The organism is Paenibacillus sp. SN-8-1 (assembly GCF_050995535.1).
In the GTDB taxonomy this organism is placed as follows: Bacteria; Bacillota; Bacilli; order Paenibacillales; family Paenibacillaceae; genus Fontibacillus.
This window is the reverse complement of the sequence record NZ_CP194782.1, coordinates 1,529,224-1,549,665: the sequence shown is the minus strand read 5'-3', so window position 1 is coordinate 1,549,665 and position 20,442 is coordinate 1,529,224. Positions and strand designations below refer to the sequence as shown.

21 protein-coding genes are annotated in these 20,442 nt (G+C 46.6%); 3 read left to right on the top strand and 18 right to left on the bottom strand.

All coding sequences use genetic code 11. The annotated features are described in order from the left end of the window. Window position 1 precedes the first annotated feature (1 nt). The 3 genes from prmA to ACRRNK_RS07160 all read right to left on the bottom strand — a co-directional run bounded on the left by prmA (window position 2) and on the right by ACRRNK_RS07160 (window position 1,668). A complete protein-coding gene (gene prmA, locus ACRRNK_RS07170; RefSeq protein ID WP_433946076.1) occupies window positions 2-967 on the bottom strand; it encodes a 50S ribosomal protein L11 methyltransferase in 966 nt (321 codons plus the stop codon). A 125-nt stretch (window positions 968-1,092) separates the two neighbouring features. Then, on the bottom strand, window positions 1,093-1,266 hold the full coding sequence (locus ACRRNK_RS07165; protein ID WP_433946075.1) for a YfhD family protein: 174 nt from the start codon (window positions 1,264-1,266) through the stop codon (window positions 1,093-1,095). A 33-nt stretch (window positions 1,267-1,299) separates the two neighbouring features. Further along, complete coding sequence (locus tag ACRRNK_RS07160) at window positions 1,300-1,668, bottom strand: hypothetical protein (RefSeq protein WP_433946074.1); 369 nt, start codon at window positions 1,666-1,668, stop codon at window positions 1,300-1,302. Between the two features lie 232 nt (window positions 1,669-1,900). Between ACRRNK_RS07160 and ACRRNK_RS07155 the strand changes: the two genes are divergently transcribed. Together ACRRNK_RS07155 and ACRRNK_RS07150 are read left to right on the top strand one after the other, a co-directional pair. Next, window positions 1,901-2,323 carry a hypothetical protein gene (locus ACRRNK_RS07155; protein ID WP_433946073.1) on the top strand — a complete coding sequence of 141 codons (423 nt, stop codon included), beginning with the start codon at window positions 1,901-1,903 and terminating at the stop codon, window positions 2,321-2,323. A gap of 2 nt (window positions 2,324-2,325) precedes the next feature. Then, complete coding sequence (locus tag ACRRNK_RS07150; protein WP_127198138.1) at window positions 2,326-2,604, top strand: YxcD family protein; 279 nt, start codon at window positions 2,326-2,328, stop codon at window positions 2,602-2,604. A gap of 139 nt (window positions 2,605-2,743) precedes the next feature. Here ACRRNK_RS07150 and dnaJ read toward each other — a convergent pair whose 3' ends face one another. The 12 genes from dnaJ to gpr form a co-directional block, all read right to left on the bottom strand. Next, window positions 2,744-3,868, bottom strand: coding sequence for a molecular chaperone DnaJ (gene dnaJ, locus ACRRNK_RS07145; RefSeq protein ID WP_433946072.1), 1,125 nt, complete (start codon window positions 3,866-3,868; stop codon window positions 2,744-2,746). A 140-nt stretch (window positions 3,869-4,008) separates the two neighbouring features. Next, complete coding sequence (gene dnaK, locus ACRRNK_RS07140; protein ID WP_433946071.1) at window positions 4,009-5,853, bottom strand: molecular chaperone DnaK; 1,845 nt, start codon at window positions 5,851-5,853, stop codon at window positions 4,009-4,011. Between the two features lie 52 nt (window positions 5,854-5,905). After that, complete coding sequence (gene grpE / locus ACRRNK_RS07135) at window positions 5,906-6,466, bottom strand: nucleotide exchange factor GrpE (protein WP_433946824.1); 561 nt, start codon at window positions 6,464-6,466, stop codon at window positions 5,906-5,908. 105 nt (window positions 6,467-6,571) lie between these two features. Next, a complete protein-coding gene (hrcA, locus tag ACRRNK_RS07130) occupies window positions 6,572-7,600 on the bottom strand; it encodes a heat-inducible transcriptional repressor HrcA (RefSeq protein ID WP_127198141.1) in 1,029 nt (342 codons plus the stop codon). Window positions 7,601-7,795: 195 nt separating this feature from the next. After that, window positions 7,796-8,680: a S1C family serine protease gene (locus ACRRNK_RS07125; RefSeq protein WP_433946070.1), complete on the bottom strand. Its 885-nt coding sequence runs from the start codon at window positions 8,678-8,680 to the stop codon at window positions 7,796-7,798. A gap of 21 nt (window positions 8,681-8,701) precedes the next feature. After that, the gene (locus ACRRNK_RS07120) at window positions 8,702-9,388 is read right to left on the bottom strand and encodes a stalk domain-containing protein (protein WP_433946069.1); all 687 of its coding nucleotides are present in this window, start codon (window positions 9,386-9,388) and stop codon (window positions 8,702-8,704) included. A gap of 239 nt (window positions 9,389-9,627) precedes the next feature. Further along, window positions 9,628-10,089, bottom strand: a complete 462-nt coding sequence (locus tag ACRRNK_RS07115) for an N-acetyltransferase (protein ID WP_433946068.1) — start codon at window positions 10,087-10,089, stop codon at window positions 9,628-9,630. 139 nt (window positions 10,090-10,228) lie between these two features. Continuing rightward, a complete protein-coding gene (hemW, locus tag ACRRNK_RS07110; protein ID WP_433946067.1) occupies window positions 10,229-11,452 on the bottom strand; it encodes a radical SAM family heme chaperone HemW in 1,224 nt (407 codons plus the stop codon). A 386-nt stretch (window positions 11,453-11,838) separates the two neighbouring features. After that, window positions 11,839-13,656, bottom strand: coding sequence for a translation elongation factor 4 (lepA, locus tag ACRRNK_RS07105; protein WP_433946066.1), 1,818 nt, complete (start codon window positions 13,654-13,656; stop codon window positions 11,839-11,841). 108 nt (window positions 13,657-13,764) lie between these two features. Further along, window positions 13,765-14,304, bottom strand: coding sequence for a hypothetical protein (locus ACRRNK_RS07100; protein WP_433946065.1), 540 nt, complete (start codon window positions 14,302-14,304; stop codon window positions 13,765-13,767). 36 nt (window positions 14,305-14,340) lie between these two features. Further along, a complete protein-coding gene (locus ACRRNK_RS07095; protein WP_433946064.1) occupies window positions 14,341-15,645 on the bottom strand; it encodes a stage II sporulation protein P in 1,305 nt (434 codons plus the stop codon). Between the two features lie 138 nt (window positions 15,646-15,783). Beyond that, window positions 15,784-16,800 (bottom strand): GPR endopeptidase, encoded by a 1,017-nt coding sequence (gene gpr / locus ACRRNK_RS07090; RefSeq protein WP_433946063.1) that lies wholly within the window; start codon window positions 16,798-16,800, stop codon window positions 15,784-15,786. Window positions 16,801-16,961: 161 nt separating this feature from the next. Between gpr and rpsT the strand changes: the two genes are divergently transcribed. After that, window positions 16,962-17,234 (top strand): 30S ribosomal protein S20, encoded by a 273-nt coding sequence (gene rpsT / locus ACRRNK_RS07085; protein WP_068616180.1) that lies wholly within the window; start codon window positions 16,962-16,964, stop codon window positions 17,232-17,234. 117 nt (window positions 17,235-17,351) lie between these two features. Here the strand turns inward: rpsT and holA are convergent, their stop codons facing one another. From holA to ACRRNK_RS07070, 3 genes are all read right to left on the bottom strand, one after another. Continuing rightward, complete coding sequence (gene holA / locus ACRRNK_RS07080) at window positions 17,352-18,371, bottom strand: DNA polymerase III subunit delta (protein ID WP_433946062.1); 1,020 nt, start codon at window positions 18,369-18,371, stop codon at window positions 17,352-17,354. Window positions 18,372-18,639: 268 nt separating this feature from the next. Next, window positions 18,640-19,848, bottom strand: a complete 1,209-nt coding sequence (locus ACRRNK_RS07075; RefSeq protein ID WP_433946061.1) for an anti-sigma factor family protein — start codon at window positions 19,846-19,848, stop codon at window positions 18,640-18,642. Further along, window positions 19,845-20,393, bottom strand: coding sequence for an RNA polymerase sigma factor (locus tag ACRRNK_RS07070; RefSeq protein WP_433946060.1), 549 nt, complete (start codon window positions 20,391-20,393; stop codon window positions 19,845-19,847). The genes ACRRNK_RS07075 and ACRRNK_RS07070 overlap by 4 nt, the downstream gene beginning before the upstream one ends. Window positions 20,394-20,442: the final 49 nt, after the last annotated feature.

Sequence of the window (20,442 nt, the reverse complement as noted above, 5' to 3'; positions counted from 1 at the left end):
TTTACCTCTTCCTGGCCACGAAAGCAACCCAATCCTCTTCACGGGCCTTTTCCGTTATTTCAAAACCTGCTGCAATCAGAGCGTCCTCTACAAACTGCTCCTTATTCTTGTAGATCCCCGATGCAATATAGAATCCGCCCGGCTCAAGAGCCTGATATACATCATCAATGAACAGCATAATAATCTCAGCCAGAATATTAGCCACCACGACACGTACAGGCAGGTTAATGCCCAGTCCTTCTGTTCCCTGCTTAAGTACAGACAGCAGATCGCTTTCATGTACAGTAATCTGTTCACTGAGTCCGTTAAGCAGCGTATTCTCTCTGGCGCTTACGACTGCTACAGGGTCAAGGTCAATCGCCAGTACATGCTTGGCACCAAGCTTAACAGCTCCAATCGCCAATATGCCGGAGCCTGTTCCGACGTCTACGACCTCGTCTCCTTCGCGAATAACGCCTTCCAATGTTCTTAAACATAGTGCTGTCGTAGGATGAGTTCCTGTACCAAAAGCCATTCCGGGATCCAGCTCAATTATGCGCTCCTCCGGTGTCTCTGGTTCATACTGCTCCCATGTTGGCTTAATAGTCAGTCGTTTTGATACACGCAGGGGCTTGAAATACTGCTTCCAGTTATTTGCCCAGTCATCTTCATGGACATCCTTAATTTCAAATTTGAGCTCGCCAGCATTGATGCCAAAATCTTTCAACTCTTCAATCCGGGGCTTGATTTCCTGTAACACCTCTTCTACATTACTTGTCTCCGGGAAGTAGCCTTTCACTCTGGCTTTCCCTTCGGGAATGTCATTTGGCTCCAGCTCATACCATTGTCCGTAGGAAAGATCCTGAAGTTTGCTGCTTTGTATGGACTCTTCGATGGATACGCCACCTGCACCAGCTTCATGCATAAAATTGGTGATCATCTCCACCGCTTCTTCTGTTGTATGTATAGTTAACTCTCTCCAATTCATGAGTTAAATGCCTCCTCTTTCCTAATTGCATAACTCTCATTGTACTATACAATTCGAGGCGAGACAAAATTCTCTCAAAAAAAACCGCCGGATTAAAAAATCGGCGGTTTTGGCTCCAGTTTCTTTTAGACCAATCGATTACCATGCTGGCGAGCATCCGCCCGCTCACTTCGCTGCAGCGCTTCCCAGTCTTCCTGATCCGCACGCTCCTCGGAGAACTCCACATCAAGGTTGCTGCCCTTAAGATTCTGAGGTATCTTGCCTGTAAAGCGTTTGTTATATCCAGGCTTCTTGTTCACATTATTCACTCCTTTATCTTTTTAAGGATGCCACTATATCATGCCACCTGCTTCTTCAATAATTCGCAGCGCCTGATGATGAACCCCTTCGTCCACAACAACTGTAAGAAGGATGTCTCTCCCGGTGGGCCCCCCTTGGCCTCCATCGCTCATCCCGCTGGCCGCTGGGTCCGCTGCAACTAGAATTCCAGCAGATTGATTTGTAATCTCCGCATCCTGCGTAAGAGAAGCGAGCGAGCTCCACTCGCCCGAGAACATATTCACAGGATTATAGCCTTCACCCGGGTAACGTCTGAACCGGGTTATGGACATGTCTACAACCCGAAGAGCCTGAAGCTTACGCTTAGCTCCCTCGGCTTCTTCCGGACTTTTAAAGTAGGCTAGAATATTCTTCTCTGTCATGTTCTATCGTCCACCTTTCTGATCATCAATCCGTTGTGGTTCTACCCTTCTGATTCACAGGCTCCATGGACAAATAGGATGCGGCGCAATGAGCCAATTTATTCGGTAAATAATATGGGATTCGCCAGGGAAAACTAATTTTCTATAGAAAATGAAACCGATTCCTGTCCAATTCGTATTAAATGTTATAGACAAATAACAATATATCTTTATAGGAGGCTTCAAGACACAAATGATGAAGAAATTAATGCTTGTCGTTATGGCGTTCACTCTGTTCTTTGCTTTTACCGTACCTCATGCAGTTGACGCTAAACGCTCAGGCGGATTTAAATCCGGCACACGTTCTTACACGAACACACCTAAGAAATCCAATGATTCTGGATCTACCAACACTAAGAATTCTTCAACTACAAATTCTGGACAAACAGCTAACCGCGGATTCTTTAGCGGTGGAGGATTTATGAAGGGCCTTATGATCGGTGGCCTTGCAGGAATGCTCTTTGGCGGAATGTTCTCCAATATGGGTGCTTTTGGCAGCATCTTCGGCCTATTGATTAACCTGCTTGCCATTTATGTAGTGGTTATGATTGGGGTTGCCTTGTTCCGAAGATTCAAGAAACCGAGATATAACGATCATCGTGGAGGAAGATACTAAGTATGGTTCTCAGTATGGATGAAATCATCAATGCCATCTGTCTTCATATGGCTCAGCGCAAAGACGTTCGTCCTACCGAAGTTCAGGTTGAACTAGCCTGGGATGAAGATACCGGATATACCGCTGAGGTATGGGTCAATGGCAGAAGTCAGTATCTCGTGGAAGCCAACATTATTGAAGCTATATTACTGTACGCACACACAGAGTATGGTCTTCGGGTATTCCGGGAGGATGTTACACTGGATCTGGATGAGGAGATCACTGCTAGGATTGCGAACTAAATGGAAGATTGAACTAGACAAGCCCTCTGCCCTAGGCAGGGGGCTTATTGTATGCCTGTAATGTTAACACGAAATAGAAAAGAAGCTGTTCTACAGACTTACGACCTGTAGATCAGCTTCTATTTGATCAGCTTATCTATTAATCTCCACGAAAAGCCCGCTTCACACGATCAAAGAACGATTGCTCATTCTCATGCGTGTGCTCGCCCTCAAGCGCCGCGAATTGACGGAGCAGCTCTTTCTGATCTTCAGTAAGCTTGCTTGGAGTTACAACAACGACCTTAACATGCTGGTCGCCCTGTCCCATTCCGCGTAGCCGTGGTACTCCTTTTCCCTTTAACCGGAAGTAAGTACCGGTCTGAGTGCCTGCCGGGATTTTGAGCTTAACTTTCTCCGTTAGGGTAGGAATTTCAATTTCATCGCCCAAGGCTGCCTGTGCGAAAGTAAGCGGAATTTCACAGTAAATGTCGTCCCCTTCACGTTCGAAGAAGTCATGCGGCTTCACGCGGATCACGATATAGAGATCGCCGGCCGGCCCCCCGCGCAGACCGCCTTCTCCTTCTCCGGACATGCGAAGCTGGGCGCCATCATCGACACCAGCAGGAATACGAACATGAATTTTGCGCTGCTTCTTCACTTGACCATTACCATGACAGGTTGGACATTTCTCTTTGATGATTTTGCCTGCGCCACCGCAATTGCTGCACGGGCGGCGATTCACCATACGGCCAAACGGCGTATTCTGAACCACTTCCTGTTGTCCGGAACCATGACATACGGAACAAGTCTCCGGTTTGGTGCCAGGCTTAGCCCCGGAACCAAAGCAGGTATCACAGGATTCTGTGCGTGGAATCGTAATGTCAGACTCTTTGCCAAACACCGCTTCCTTGAATTCAACCGTCATCGTGTACTGCAAGTCATTTCCTCGCTGCGGAGCATTCGGATCTCTTCTTCCGCCTCCGCCACCAAAGAACATGTCAAATATATCACCTAGACCGCCGCTTCCGAAGTCACCGGAGAATCCTCCACCCATGCCTTGATTCGGATCAATATGTCCATATTGATCGTAACGGGCCCGCTGCTGCGAATCACTAAGGACATCATACGCTTCCTTAACCTCTTTAAACTTCGATTCAGCGTCCGCAGCCTTATTTACGTCTGGATGATATTGACGTGCAAGCTTTCGATAGGCCTTCTTAATCTCTTCGTCAGAAGCACTTTTACCGAGGCCCAGGACCTCATAGTAATCGCGTTTCTCAGCCAATTGTTCCACCCCCCATATCTTTAAGGCTAGCACTGCAAAGTGACTTAGTTAGGCAAAAGGAAAGCCAAAGCGCGGGATGCCTATGCGCTTTGACCTTCCCTGTTACCTAAATTAAGCTATAACACCACTCAATAGGTGAATTAGTTTTTCTTATCTTCGTCAACCACTTCATAATCAGCATCAACGATGTTATCTTTACCTGCCGCTCCGCCAGCAGAAGCACCTTCAGCGCCTTCAGCTTGCTGAGCTTGTGCAGCCTGCTCATACAGTTTAACAGAAAGCTGCTGAACAATCTCGGTCAATTTCTCGGTAGCCGCTTTAATTTCTTCAAGGTTGTCACCTTCAAGCGCTTTTTTCAGCTCGTCTTTAGCAGCATTTGCTTTCTCAACTTCACCTGCATCTGCTTTATCGCCAAGGTCTTTGATTGTTTTGTCAACAGAATATACAAGTTGGTCACCTGCGTTCTTAGCTTCGACCAGCTCTTTACGCTTCTTGTCTTCTTCTGCGTGCAATTCTGCATCCTTCATCATTTGTTCAACTTCCGCGTCACTCAGACCGCTGGAAGAAGTGATGGTGATCTTCTGGCTCTTGTTCGTTCCTTTGTCAGTTGCGGATACGTTAACGATCCCGTTCGCATCGATGTCAAAGGTAACTTCGATTTGAGGCACACCGCGCGGAGCTGGAGGAATATCTCCCAGCATGAAGCGTCCAAGTGTTTTGTTGCCTGCAGCCATTTCGCGTTCACCTTGAAGCACGTGAATTTCAACGCTAGGCTGGTTATCCGCATAAGTGGAGAACACTTGGGATTTACTTGTAGGGATCGTCGTGTTGCGTTCGATCATCTTCGTAAATACGCCGCCTGCAGTTTCAATACCCAGGGAGAGCGGAGTTACGTCGAGAAGCACTACGTCTTTAACGTCACCTGTAAGTACGCCGGCTTGCACCGCTGCGCCAAGGGCTACTACTTCATCCGGGTTAACGCCTTTATGTGGTTCTTTGCCAGTCAATTTCTTAATTGCTTCCTGAACTGCAGGAATACGAGTAGAACCGCCGACAAGGACGATTTTGTCGATATCCGCAGGAGTCATACCTGCATCACTAAGCGCGCTGCGAGTTGGTCCAAGTGTTCTCTCTACCAGATCAGCAGACAGCTCTTCGAACTTCGCACGAGTCAGGTTAACTTCCAAGTGCTGAGGTACTCCGTCAGCTACAGTGATAAATGGCAGTGAGATTGTTGTCGTAAGAACGCCAGACAATTCTTTCTTAGCTTTCTCAGCCGCGTCTTTCAGACGTTGTACAGCTGCTTTATCCTTGCTCAGATCAATACCTTGATCTTTCTTGAATTCTGCAACGAGGTAATCAATGATAACCTGGTCAAAGTCATCTCCGCCCAGACGGTTATCCCCGCTAGTTGCTTTAACTTCGAAGAATCCGTCGCCCAGTTCAAGGATGGATACGTCAAATGTACCGCCACCAAGGTCATAGACCAGGATCGTCTGATCTTCGGACTTCTCAAGACCGTAAGCAAGAGCTGCTGCCGTTGGCTCGTTCACAATACGAAGAACTTCAAGACCCGCGATCTTACCCGCATCCTTGGTTGCTTGACGCTGGCTATCATTGAAGTATGCAGGAACCGTGATAACCGCTTGAGTTACCGGTTGTCCAAGATATGCTTCAGCATCAGCTTTCAATTTTTGCAAAATAATTGCGGAAATCTCTTGCGGCGTGTAATCTTTGCCATCAATTGATTCTTTGTGGTTCGTACCAATATGTCTCTTGATCGAGATAATTGTCCGGTCCGGGTTAGTGATAGCTTGACGCTTGGCAGTTTCACCCACCACACGCTCTCCATCTTTCTTAAAACCAACTACGGAAGGAGTTGTACGCGCACCCTCCGGGTTAGGAATAACAACGGCTTCGCCGCCTTCCATAACTGCTACACAAGAGTTAGTTGTTCCAAGGTCGATACCAATAACTTTACTCATAAGTTTATTTCCTCCTTAAGGATGCTATGTTCTGTTTGCGTATATGTGTGATTTAGCTGCTTACTTTAACCATTGCAGGGCGCAGGACTTTATCTTTGAGAAGATAGCCCTTCTGCACTTCCTCTACAACGATGCCTTCTTCATATTCATCCGATTCTACCTGCATGATCGCTTGATGATATTCCGGATTAAATGGCTGGCCCACCGCATTCATCGGAGAAAGCCCTTCAGCTGACAGAATGCCTTCAAGTTGTCGGAAGATCATATCTACGCCCTTGGCGAACGATTCCGCTTCCGCATTCTCCTGAACGGCCGCAAGAGCACGATCCAGGTTATCTATTACTGGCAAAAGCTCGGTAATCAGCTTGGCGGAAGCATACTTCGCAAGCTCCTCTTTCTCTTTCAGCGTACGTCTGCGGAAGTTGTCGAAGTCAGCTTGTGAACGCAGGAAACGCTGCTGATGCTCCTGCACTTCATTGCGAAGCTGTTCCAGTTCTGCTGACTCGGAAGACTCTGCAGTTTCTACGCCTTCCCCAGCTTCGGCAGCGTTAACTCCTTCCGCCTCCACATTATCGTCATTGGATACATTAACATTATCATTAGAAGGGTTCATGTTATCTTCCTTTACCTCATTGTTGAGTTCTTCTTGAATAGGTTGTTGTTCCTTCAAGATGTCTTCACCTCCTTAAAATACGAAAATTGCTGTTATTCATTCAATTTAATGTTTGGACAAAAATTTCGTCATATCTTTCGACAAAATATTGAGGATGCCGATGACTCTGGCATATTCCATTCGGGTTGGGCCTAATATTCCTATAGTTCCGAGCGCTTCACCTTCGACGGCATAAGTGGCTGTGATCAAGCTGCAGTTAGCAAAGGCAGCATGGTCATTCTCCGTACCTATACGAACCTGAATACCCGAGCCTGAAGAAGCCGAAACCAGCATTTTCATTAAAGTTGGAGTCTCCTCAAGCAAATCAAGAATGCTCTTCACTTTATCCACGTCGCGGAATTCCGGCTGGGTTAACATATTTGTTGTCCCGCTCAGGAATACGCGCTGGCCTTCATTACCACTGTCAAGAGCTTGATCCAGAACCGTCATGACCTCCTCAAAATGGGATACATGACGCTGCAGCTCTTGACCGAGCTCGGTGTAAAGTGCTGATTTCAGCTTGAAAATTGGCACCCCTGCTAGCTTGCGGTTCAGTAGATTAACGACTTTCTCCATCTCCGATACAGATACTCCGGCAGGAATAGACACCGTCTTATTCTCCACCTGTCCTGTATTCGTCACCACAATTGCAACTGCCGTATCCTCATTAAGTGGAAGCAGCTGAAAGTGGCGTAGTGAAGTATGAAAAACCTCCGGTCCCAGCAGGATGGAAGTATAATTCGTCATATGTGAGAGAATCGTGCCCGCATGTTGAATGACCTGCTCAACCACATTTAGCTTCTCAGCATAAAATGTCTTAAGCTGCATTAATTCCTCAGACGCAATAGCTTCCGGTGGAACAAGGTGATCCACGTAATATCTGTAGCCTTTATGTGAAGGTATCCGCCCCGCAGAAGTGTGGGGCTGTTCCAGGAACCCAAGCTCCTCTAAATCGGACATTTCATTTCGGATTGTAGCCGGACTGTAACCGACATCGCCACGCTTGGAAATGCTCCGAGAGCCTACAGGCTCAGCCGAACGGATATAGTCATCTACAATAGCAGTCAAAATCATTCTTTGCCGTTCCGTTAACATGATATCCCTCCTAGCGGACTTTATCGTACATTCTATTCAGCCACCGTTTCATCGTTAGCACTCACTTCTAACGAGTGCTAATCGGTAATACAAAAATACCAAACCAACCTAGACATTGTCAAGTCAGTTCGGTATCTTCGCACCACTATTTTATCGGCGTTAAGCTAATAAATAGTGGTGTGTTTTATTGCCGATTTATTTAATTTTCATGGATTGAACTTCTTTATTGTTAACAGGGTCTATGATGTAATACAAATAACCTGAAGTGTAATCCACCGAGCCATATATGAAATTATAATTCAGGCGGTAGCCTCTTCCCTCTCTGGTGATGGACTCAGCAGGAAAACTACTTGGGTATTTATCCAAATAAACATTTAGATATAATGAAAAGAATGTATCGGATATTTTTAAATTATTACGTAATTCGTTAGATAAATATACTATCAAGCTTGGCATAGCAGTTTCGTCATCATCCTGCTTGTCAACCCAATCCGCCCACTGCTGTCCATCTTCCATGGATCCACCGATGAGATACTGCTTTCCGTCCTCAGAAGGTACGACGAACCACTCAAAGTCCACTTCAAGACCGTCGTAGTCTAGACTGCCGTAATTTTCGTTTAAATAACTAGCAAGAGTTTTGGCACCTGCACTATTTACACCAGTAATGTTTGTACTAGGTTTTTGCTGCTGTGCAGAAGGGGTTAATCTCTGTTCAGCTTGGGGCTTCGAAAGAAAGACTTTCACATCGCTAGAAGGAATGGCCAGGTTAATATTCGCTGAACTTTGAATACCCGCTGAGGTTACACCCACCAGTTCACCCTTCATGTTAAACAAAGCTCCTCCACTGCTGCCATGGTCAATGGGCGTGGAAATTTGAATATAGTTTTGGCCGTCCACTTTTCTTAAGGTTTGACTTACTACCCCACTAGTTAAAGTGTTTTTATAGCCTAAAGGAGAACCAATAGCAACAACTTCTTCTCCTAATTGAAGACTAGTAGAATCACCTATATTAACGTATGGCAAGTTAGCAGCCGGTATTTTTAATAAAGCCAAATCAAGATTTTCATCCTTTGCCAGCAAAGTAGAAGTTGTAAAGGAACGTCAGTCATTAAATTCGATCTTTACTGAAGAAGCACCGTCAATTACGTGAAAGTTAGTCAGTATCTTGCCATCACTACTCACAACAATACCACTGCCAGTTGCGAGCGGCTTGTTGGAGGCATCATATGTTTCTATGTACACCACACGATTTGATAGCTTGCCGATCTCCTGCACAGATACATTTGATCCAGACTGGGCCGGCGTAGTTGTCTGATTTGGAGTTGTTCCCGCCTGTACAGAGCTGTCTTTTGCCTCATATTCAAAGGAAGGAGGTTCAGGGGAAATGATATATATCTCCTTACCTTTTACCTCAATCGTATTCCCGAACGACTCACCGATAAAACGAAGAGGCACATAAGTCACTCCCAAAATGGTGCGCGGCTTTGTTGTTAACGGGATTCTCTTGCCATCTCTAGTGGCGAATTTTTGCCCTAGTTTAATCTCAATGTTCACACCGTTTTTTGAAGCTATTACGGTTTGAGTTTTTGCATCCCACTTCACATTAGCACCCAGACCTTCAAAAATTGTTCTCAAGGGAACGAGTGTGGTTCCATTCTCTTGAATCGGTTTGCTGGTAAATTGCAGCTTTACTCCGTCAATATAGACGTTGATCCCCTGTTCAGCTCCAAACACCGTAGCAGGTAAAAGGATGGATAAAAATAAAACCAATAAGACTACCTTCTTCATTTCTTTTCCCCATTCTATCTAATAGATAATTTTACATTCAGTTAATTATAGGATAAAAGTACCAATAAAGGGAATGATTTTTTTGACACTAGTCCAACTAGCATAGATCTTTTTTCACTAGATTTACGAGGATTTCTTGTCATAAAAAAGACCGCTCCCGCAAATTAGCTAATGAATATGCTAATTTGCGGGAGCGGTCTAATACCCTATTATTGAAAATCTGTAATTCTAAATTGATGTCAGTTCAGCATTTTCAAAACAGCGATTTCATCACACGCATGCTGTTTCGGACAGTTCACACAATCCGTCCAAACTTTCTCGGGGAAAATCTCTTTATCTACAACGATAAAGCCATTCTTCTTAAAGAAAGATACTTCATAGGTCAGTGCCATGATCTTTGGAATCTTCCGCTCTCTTGCCTGCTTGATCAGCTCGTCAATAATCTTCGAGCCGATTCCCATTCCTTGATATCCTTCGGAAATCCCTAGTGAACGCACCTCCACCAGATCTTGTCCCAGAAGGCACAGAGAACCGCATCCAACAACGACGCCATCCACTTCCGCAACAACAAAATCGTTGATCTGCTGTTCTAGAACTTTGCGCGACCGCGGCAGCATAATGCCCCGGCGTGCATATTCCTCTATCATTTCAAAAAGCGGCCCAACATCTGATAACGCCGCCTGTCTGCATACCACAGCCATTATACTGCCCCCTGAGTTGTATATAATATGAATAAATATACACTAAGTCGTATAAGGTTTCAATATATAAATAACTATATTTAAATAAGGTATGCAGATTAATAACGGCGGTTACATCAAATTTAATCTGAAGTAATTCTTAATCATTATTACCGGTCAAAAAGCCGATGAATTCAGCAAAGACTTCATTTCCGAACAAAATCCCCTTCTCGCTAAGCTTGTATCCCTCAGCTGCAGAAGTCCGCTCAAGCAGACCTGCATGAAGCATTTTGTCCAAAGGTGCTTTAAATTTATCTTCTATGGAGACACCGAACTGTTCAAGAAACTGCTGGCTCTGTATACCGTCCAGAACACGAAGTCCAACCATGACGAAGTCTTCCATTGCTTCTTCTGTTGTGACTTCGAATTGATCAAGACGGGGCAAGCCGGCTAAAGCGGCCTCATTATAAGGATTGACGCCTTTGATGTTAATATGACGCTGACCTCCTACGTAACCATGAGCCCCGGCCCCAAGGCCATAATAGTCCTCATTGCGCCAGTAGGTCATATTATGTCTGCTTTCGTAACCAGGTTTGGCGAAGTTGCTAATCTCATATTGCTTATATCCCGCCTCTTTCATCCGGGACATAAGCAGCAAATACATCTGCAGCTCATCTTCCTCGTCTGGCAGTGGAAGCTCATTCTTCTGATACATCGTGTGGAAGAGCGTGTTCTCCTCTACCTTTAGGCTGTAGATTGAGTAATGCGGAAGTCCAAGAGCCAAAGCCTTCGTGATGCTCTGATCCAGCATTTCAACGGTCTGATTGGGCAACCCGAACATCAAGTCAATGGACATATTGCTGATTCCTGCCTTTTGGGCGTTCTCCAAGCTGCGGTACACATCATCTGTATTATGAATACGCCCGATACGTCCCAAAAGTTCATTCTGAAATGCCTGCACGCCAAAGCTGACCCGGTTCACTCCGCCATCCTTCATGACAGCAAGCTTCTCCAAATCCGTAGTACCCGGATTCGCTTCCATTGTAAATTCAATATCTTCCGCCCACCTTGGAAAATGACGACGGACAGAGGCGAGGAAGAACTCCATTTCTTTAGGTGTTAGTACAGTTGGCGTTCCGCCCCCGACAAAGATTGTATTTATGACTCCTGGAGGAGTCTGCTCCGCGGTGAGCTCCATCTCATGATCCAGTGCCTTCAAATATTCCATGACCGGCTGATCCTTGAGAACATAGGAATTAAAATCACAATAAAAACATTTATTTGTACAAAATGGAATGTGTATATAAATGGCCTTGGGCGCGTCTACCTCTGCTGATCGCAGATTGGCAGCTCCGCCTGCCTTTAAATTAGCTATGTTATGCATGCTGTTGCCCTCCCTACCTCGAAGCATTCTGCTTGTAGGTAACTTATACTGCTTTCTGTTCTTCCTATTTCAAAAATCGATAGTATTCATATCGATTGTTTTTCTATTCCTACCCGCTTCCCTTACGGAAAAAGGAAAGCCTCGCGGCTTTCCTTCAGCGTTCTGACAAAGTCTTTATTATTTTAATTATCAGATCAGGTAGGAGGGAGAATGTCTTGTAAGAGTTTACGTCCGCCTTTGGGAGTCCTTTGCCACCACCTAATCTAATCAGGCAAAGGACGGACAAGAAGCGGCCGGAAAGACATTTCCCTCTCTAAATCTGTTTATTATAATTCTCTTCGTCATCTCTGAGTATGCCGCAGCTTTCCTTTTCTCCGTACTTCCACTTAATCTTCGTCGATCTTCAGAACAGCCATGAACGCTTCCTGCGGCACCTCAACACTGCCGACCTGCTTCATGCGCTTCTTCCCTTCCTTCTGCTTCTCAAGCAGCTTCCGCTTACGGGAGATATCTCCGCCGTAACATTTGGCAAGTACGTTCTTGCGCATTGCTTTTACCGTCTCACGTGCAACAACTTTTGTACCAATGGAAGCCTGAATAGGCACCTCGAACATTTGCCGTGGGATAAGCTTCTGAAGCTTTTGGCAGATCAGCCGACCCCTGTGGAATGCTCTGTCACGGTGAACGATGAAGGAGAACGCATCCACCTGTTCCCCGTTAAGCAGGATCTCCATCTTGACGAGGTTAGAAGGACGATAGCCTGTCAGCTCGTAGTCAAATGAAGCATAGCCCTTGGTACCGGATTTCAATTGATCAAAGAAATCATACACGATTTCAGACAAAGGAATATTGTATGTGATCGTAACACGCGTCGTATCCAGATACTCCATGTTATCGAATTCACCGCGTTTGTTCTGACACAGTTCCATAACTGTACCTACATAATCGTTAGGCACAATGATGCTTGCTTTAACATAAGGCTCCTCCACCTTATCGATCTTGCCCACTTCCGGATAGTGTGAAGGGTTATCAATGGTAACAACTTCACCATTCGTCAGTGTGACCTTGTAGATAACGCTCGGTGCTGTTGTGATCAGGGGAATATTAAACTCACGTTCAATACGTTCCTGAATAACGTCCATATGCAGAAGTCCCAGGAATCCGCACCGGAATCCGAATCCTAGCGCACTGGAGGTCTCCGGCTCGAAGCTCAGTGAAGCATCATTCAGTTGAAGCTTCTCAAGCGCTTCGCGCAGATCGTTATAATCCGAAGTCTCAATCGGATACAACCCGCAGTATACCATTGGATTGATCTTACGGTAACCTGGAAGCGGCTCCGGCGTTGGGTTCTTCGCATCTGTTACCGTATCACCCACACGGGTGTCTCCTACAGATTTGATCCCGGCAACTATGAAGCCTACATCCCCTACATTAAGCTCGTCCACTATACTCATACGCGGCATGAAAGCACCGACTTCAATAACTTCAAACGTCTTGTCTGTAGCCATCATTTTAATCTTAGAGCCCGCCTTGATCTTACCATCAATAACACGAACATACACGATAATCCCTTTGTATGGATCATAGTGAGAGTCAAAGATTAGGGCTTTCAGCGGCTGATCCGGATCTCCGGTTGGAGCCGGCACCTGATTAACCACCTGCTCAAGGATTTCCTTAATCCCGATTCCCGCCTTAGCTGATGCATGCACCGCCTCGCTGGCATCCAGCCCAATAACATCCTCAATCTCCTGCTTCACCCGATCCGGGTCTGCGCTCGGCAGGTCGATCTTATTAATGACCGGAAGAATCTCAAGGTTATTATCGAGTGCCAGATAGACATTCGCCAACGTCTGAGCTTCAATCCCCTGAGCCGCATCAACAACAAGAAGAGCGCCCTCACAAGCCGCAAGGCTTCGTGATACCTCATACGTGAAATCGACGTGCCCTGGTGTATCGATCAGATTCAGCAGGTATTCTTCACCATCATCAGCCTTGTACGTTAGTCTTACAGCTTGCAGCTTGATGGTGATCCCGCGCTCACGTTCCAGATCCATCTGGTCCAGAACCTGCTCCTGCATTTCACGGGATGACAGTGCTCCCGTAAATTCAAGAATACGGTCTGCAAGCGTTGATTTGCCATGGTCTATATGTGCAATAATACTGAAATTTCTGATTTTCTTCTGTCTTGCTCTAATATCCGTCATGCCTTACCCCCACCAATGAACCTGAAGTACAATCAACTCATTATATCAGCTACGCGGGATGAATTAAAGACTGCGTTTCAGGAATGAGAGATTAGTCCGCTTTTGAACCTAGTTTGTGAAGGAACCAAACAGGGATACTACCCATTTGATTCCATTTTGGGAGGCCTGCTGCAGCAGCTCTCCTGTGCGATCTGCAAGATGGTCTATCGGCGACTTGTGAGAAGCGGGAATAAGGATATTCCCAGGTGTCTGAAGCACTCCCGAGGCAGCCTGTGTCTGAGAAGTCTGCTGTATGACCTGCTGGGACTGGTTGGACTGGACATATTGTCCACTCTGCACCTGATAAGCTCCAGCGTTAGGATAGTTTAAATTGGCAGCTCCTTCACCCTGCACAAACTGCTGTGGATTACCCTGCTGCATCCTTCCTTGTTGTACACCTCCCGGCTGGACATTTCCCTGCTGTGAATTCGCCTGAAGAGTACTAGCAGGCAGCGCGGCTCCCCCCTGCTGAATATACTGCTGGGCAGAATAGATGCCTGCTCCTTCGGTCGAATTCGCCGGGGCTGTATCGGCAAGCTGGAGGCCAATGGTGGCTCCCCCCACAAGCAGTAGACCATACAGCAAGGTCTTTCTAAATATTCGTTTCATGACCACTGCCTCCTCTGCTTACATCATCCCCTCTTCTTAAGCGTGCGGGGTCACTGATTTATCCGTTTGAGCCGTATTTTTCGGCTTGTCCTTCTTAGGCTCATCAACTTTTTTGGCTTTCTGATCACTCCAGTATACTTCAGCAATCATATCCGCAAGGATCTTGGATGTCCGCTCCAGCTCTTCTTTAGTATTGTCAATTCCACCAACCTCAATCAGCACACTGTTAGCAGAGAAGGATTGATTATATTCCCCGTTGCCTTGAGCCGAGGTCTTTCCCCAAATCCCGCGGGAAATGCCGGGATAAGCCTTTTCCAGCCGACTATGAATTCGGCTTGCAAATGCTTCATTCTTCCGCCAATTCGGATTGGCGTGGCCGATAATAAAGTAGACCTGGGCGTATGACACTCCGTTTAGTGTCGCCGTTGTCTTTTTGTAACTTTGTGAATCTCTATGGATATCAATGAAATACGACAGATCCTTATTCTGGCTCAGCGCCTCTTTCACCGTGGCGCGAGAGTACTTGTATGAGTAGTTATAATTGTAATTCTTGACAGTAGAGGCATAATCGGCAAGCGTGTGGAGCGTGGACAGCCCTTTTCGCTCAAGTTCCTTGGCTACCATGCTTCCGACAACACCGACATTCTTGGAGAAATTCGCCGAGCTCGGATTGTCCCCGGACGATCCAAGGAGCGGGTTATAAGATTCTTGAGGGTGAGAATGATAGATCATAACTACTTTCTTAGAGCCTGGTTTCACACTCTGATTCCTATCCGTCCCTCCGTCATTCTCCGCGGTGTTCGGTGCGCTATCCTTGTCCGTCTTCGGATCTTCTGCTTTCGGTTTATCTGATGCAGATTTGTCTGATGCAGCTTTATCCGATGCCGGCTTATCTGAAGCCGGATTATAATCCTCAGGGGCGTCTACTGCCTTGTTGCCTGAACCCGTGCGAAGAAGAACTGGGCTGTTCGCTCCAAGGCCGGGAACTTCACGAGCCAGCAGGCTTTTGGGATCTGAGGGATTCACATTAGTCAGCAGCTGGAATACGAAATTCGTCATGTTCTTACCAGACAGCGCCGACGGGCCTTGTCCGTTACCAAGATGAGGCACCTCCATGCCAACCATATCTACGAAGAAACGGCTGGACAGCGAGGCAGCGAGCCCTTTCATGGAGGAGACGGGAGAAGTATTCAGACTTCGTTCAGCCAGCCCGCCTATGCCTAGCAGAATAAAAAACACTATCGACAACACCATGAGCAGCATAAAGGTACGGCCCATTGCGAGCACCTGCATCATTTTCTGTCTCCATCTTGCAACATTCCAGATTCTGAATGGTTTCATTGTCGCCTTGTCCTCCTCTTAGCCGGTTGAGTGATTCACTCTTATATTTCAAATCTATGAACCGGGCTAAAAAGGTAGAACCTTAATCTCACAAAAAAAGAGAAGTTCGCTAGATTGCGAACTTCATAGATCATGTCTTTAGTGGGTGTAGGCGCCGACATTGTCAGCATTGACCGCCTTATGCAGCGAAGCATTTAACCCGCTCGCAATAATATTGGCGATATCTTCGATGAATTCGTCAATCTCTTTTGGAGTCACAATGACATCGTGACCAAGCGGGTCCAGAACTTCTTTTACCAGACCAAGTCTTTCCTGCTCGCTTAAATCTGTAATGAGCCCCATAATTTGCTTCGTCTGCGTGCTTCCAGAGCTCCCATGCTCCCGATCAAAATGCTTCAGAAGAAGGTCGAACGTATTATTTACGATCGTAGAAGCGTAGCATACCGTAGGAACACCTATCGCAATACAAGGTACACCCAGAATTTCCTTGGTTAATCCACGCCGTTTGTTACCAATACCAGAGCCTGGATGAATGCCGATGTCCGCAATCTGTATCGTTGTGTTCAAGCGATCGAGTGACTTTGAGGCGAGGGCGTCAATCGCGATAATAACATCTGGCTTGGTTCGCTCAGCGATACTCTGAACAATTTCACTGGATTCAATTCCCGTAATTCCGAGCACCCCGGGAGCTACGGCGCTGACCTCACGATAACCCGGAGCCACCTGATCCGGGGCAAGCTGGAAGAAATGACGTGTGACCATGGTGTTCTCAACGACAAGCGGTCCCAGCGCATCCGGGGTGACATTCCAGTTCCCAAGCCCGACAATCAGCACCTTCTTCTCATCGGTAATCCCTATTTTATTCAGGAACCCTGTGAACTCTGTTACAAAAGTGGCTGCCACCCTTTCCTGCAGTCCTGTATCCTGATTCCTTAGGGCTGGCACCTCTATCGTTACATAATGGCCCTGAACTCTGCCGATCTGCATGGAAGCCGACTCACTTAGAACATCCAGTCTGGTCACCTTGATTCCGTCATCCTCTGTGATATCCTCATTCAATCCGGGAATTGGGGCACCGTGCATTCGTTCAGCCAGCTCCTTGGCTTCTACGGCTAAATCCGTTCGTACCATGTATTGACTAAGATCCAATGTCATACCTGCAACCTCCTAATGCACTGTTTCCTTTATTGTGCGGGAGAGGCGTGCAGATTATACTATAGATGTTTTGCGATGAATTTATTGCTTTTTATAGGGGCCCATGCTAAAATATTTTAAGTTGTGAATTTTCGATAGATGCTTTACAGGAGGTGAATGCAATGCCTAACATTAAATCCGCCATTAAACGTGTGAAAACTAATGACAAACGCCGCGCGCTGAACGCTTCTCAAAAGTCCGCTCTTCGTACGGTTGTTAAAGCCGCTGATTCCGCACTGGCTAACAACGAAGTGGATACAGCTAAAGCCGCTTTCGCCGCAGCTTCCAAGAAATTGGACAAAGCCGTAACGAAAGGTTTGATCCATAAAAATGCAGCTGCTCGTAAGAAATCTCGCTTGGCAAAAAAATTGAACGCTCTTACAAAGCAAGCGTAAGGCGCTATTATATGTCAAATGCATGAAACGGGTACTTCCCTTTAGGGAGGTGCCCGTTTTTTGATTCTCAAGGATCACATAGAAGGGCTTGGCCTAATCGCCAAGCCCTTCTCCCTATTATGCGCCAAGTCCCAATAAGAACATCTCCAGCCCCAGCACCTTATCTATTCGGCCGCTCTTCATCCGATAATCCAGTTCAGCTAATTCAGATAAGGAACTTCTGAGCCTGCTAGCCTCGAACTTCCTCGCCTGCTCTCCCGCAATTTTGACCGCGTAAGGATGCAGCCCAAGCTGTGAAGCAATCTGCTGCTGCGAATAACTCTGCCCGCCAAGCTCCTTCACCTGCAGCATAATCCGGAACTGCCGGGCAATAAGAGCAGCGATCTTAATCGGTTCCTCACGCTGCTTCAGGAGTTCATAGAAAGTCGATAGAGCACGTTCCAGCTTAAGATTAGCGATATCCTCGACCATTCCGAACACATTCTGTTCAGTCGTCCGCGCAACGAGCTGATTAATCGCTTCCGCCGTTATGGTCCCCCCAGCCCCCGCATACAGACACAGCTTGTTCACCTCGGCAGACAGCGCAGCCATCTGTACGCCGGCACTAGCCAGAAGCGCCTGAGCCGCTGTCTCATCCATGGTGCAATCGCGGCTCGCAGCCTGCTTGATTACCCACTGAATAAGCTCATGGCCTCCAAGGGGCATGAACGAGAGTACTTGTCCTTTCGCCTTCATTGCTTTGACGGTCTTCTTCCGTTCATCCAGCTTCTCACCATTTACTGTAAACACCACTACACTATGCTCAGCCGGATTATCCAGGTATGTAAGCAGTCGATCGACTTTATGCTCAATCTTACCGCCTTCCTTAGCCGCTGAAAATAAGGAGCTGTCACGAACCAGAACCAGCTTGCGTTCTACAAGAAAGGGTAGCGTTTCTGCCTCTTCCACTACCGTCTCAATCTGGGTATCGGCCAAATCGTAATGGACCACCGCAAAATCACGATTCTCCGGATCGACAATCTGATCTTGAATAAGCTGAATGAATTCTTGGATCTGATACTTCTCCGAGCCATAACATAAATATAAAGGGGATACCTGTCCCCGCTTAATTTCTTTAATTGCTGCCTTGATGTCCAAATTCTCAATCCCTCCTGCCATACCTTCTATATTGTAAGTAAAACTTAGTTCAAAGTCTATGCTTGCTCAATACGATCCTCCAGACTCTCGGATAAAACAACAAAGAGACCCGCACCATAAGGCACTAAGGTCTCTTTGTCCCGGAACATCTATATAAACGTCAGGCAAGAAAGCTCTAGAAACTCACTGCCCGGCGGTCATAGACGATCAGGAAACTCATTGCTCGTTACTTAATATATAACCTATTCAGATAGGTCTGAAAAGGTTCCTATTGTGACGAATTGGTGGAATCTTCCTTATCCGAATCCGCGGCATTGAAGGAGTAATCTTTGGTGATCTCATCCTTGGTGGTCTGATAGTGGAAGACTTTGCTATCCTCGGACCATTCCCCCTTCACCCAATCTCCAATTAGCGAAATGTCTGATAAAAGCGTCCGGTTCTGGCCGTCATTGGCATAAATTTTCAAGTGATTCTGTTCCACTTCCGCCGTATATTTACCGTCCGGTGACACTTTGATTGGCGGGAAGCTGGTTATTCCCATGAAAGAATTGTTAGGATTCGTTACTGGACCAGTTGCAGTGGCCTTATTGTCAGGAACATCAGCCACCTGATTCTCCTGGACTCCCTGTGAATCTGCCGGCTTCTTCGGATTTGCTTTCTCTGCAGAAGATGAGTTACTCACCGAGGAAGAATTCGAATCCGTAGCTGGTGCAGTTTTGTTATGGGTGGAAGCCGATCCTTTCTTTGGACTCGGCAAGATCTCCTTCTGAGGTACAGACGATTGACCCGAGCTGCCTTCCTGCTTCGGAGATACGACATCACCACCATCCGTCTTCCCATCGCTCTTCTTAGGAGTGGCTGCCTGCAAGTCTGTCTTCGAGTTCTCCTGCTCATTACCCGCAGCGGGAGCCGTTCCATTACCAGACTTCGGAGTCTGGTCTTGATCAGTAGAAGGAATCGCTATATCCGACGCGGCAGATCCTGCTGCGTTTGAATCTTCCGTAATAGACTTCTCTATCTGAGAAGAGGTTCCAGTTGAAGCAATCTCAGCATTAGGCAATGTCTTAGGCTCGTATTGATAGATAAATAAACCTAATATAACGGCCGCAGCTGCAACACCGCCGATCCAAGTTCTCGAAGATCTCTGCCAGAATGAGCTTCGCTGTGTCTGCTGGGCCTTGTTCGGTACAGTTCTCATCAATGGAACCGCCGGCTCAGTCACTTCAAGTGCACTTCCTTCTTCAGCACGGGCTCTGTCAATCTCCTCAAGCCTTGGGAGAATCGAGTCGACAATACTGAACTTCGGAGTTACATCCGGAAGCTGATAGAGATTGTCCGACAAATGTTTCAGTAACCCGAACGCTTCAGCGCACTCATCACAGCTGCGAAGATGCTCGATCAGCAGATCGCTTTCTTCCACACTCAGATCCCCGTCCAAATAACGATGCATCCATTCCACCGCTTCCGGGCATTTCATCCTGATACACCACCTTTCTGATAATCTTGAAGTAAGTTTTGAAGCTGTTGCCTTGCTCGAAATAGATAGGATTTAACAGTATTAAGCGGGAGGTCTAGACAATCGGCAATTTCACTATAGGATAAGTCCTGAACATATCTAAGGACGACAACCGAGCGATGATGATCCGGAAGCCGATTGATCGCCTCTTGGATATCTTGTGCCAAATAAGTCGACATGACCTGCCGCTCCACGTTCTCCTTACCCTGAAATACCATCTCGTGCTCCTCGATGGATACGGTAGGTTTGTTACGGCGGAACTTGTCGATGCATATATTGGTTACAATCCGCTGGACCCAGGTTTTGAACTGAGCCTTCTCTTCATAGGAATCGATTTTAGTATAAACACGAATGAGTGCTTCCTGGGCGGCATCGTGGGCATCCTGCTCATTATTTAGAATATAATAGGCTGTGCGATACACCTGTTGTTCTATCTCTCGCAATAGGGTAATTAGAGCGTCGCGATCGCCTGATTGAGCGGCTCTGATGAGTCCCTGCTCGACCACAAAGGATCCCCCTTCCTTGCAACTATACAGACGTTACATTTCAGTAATT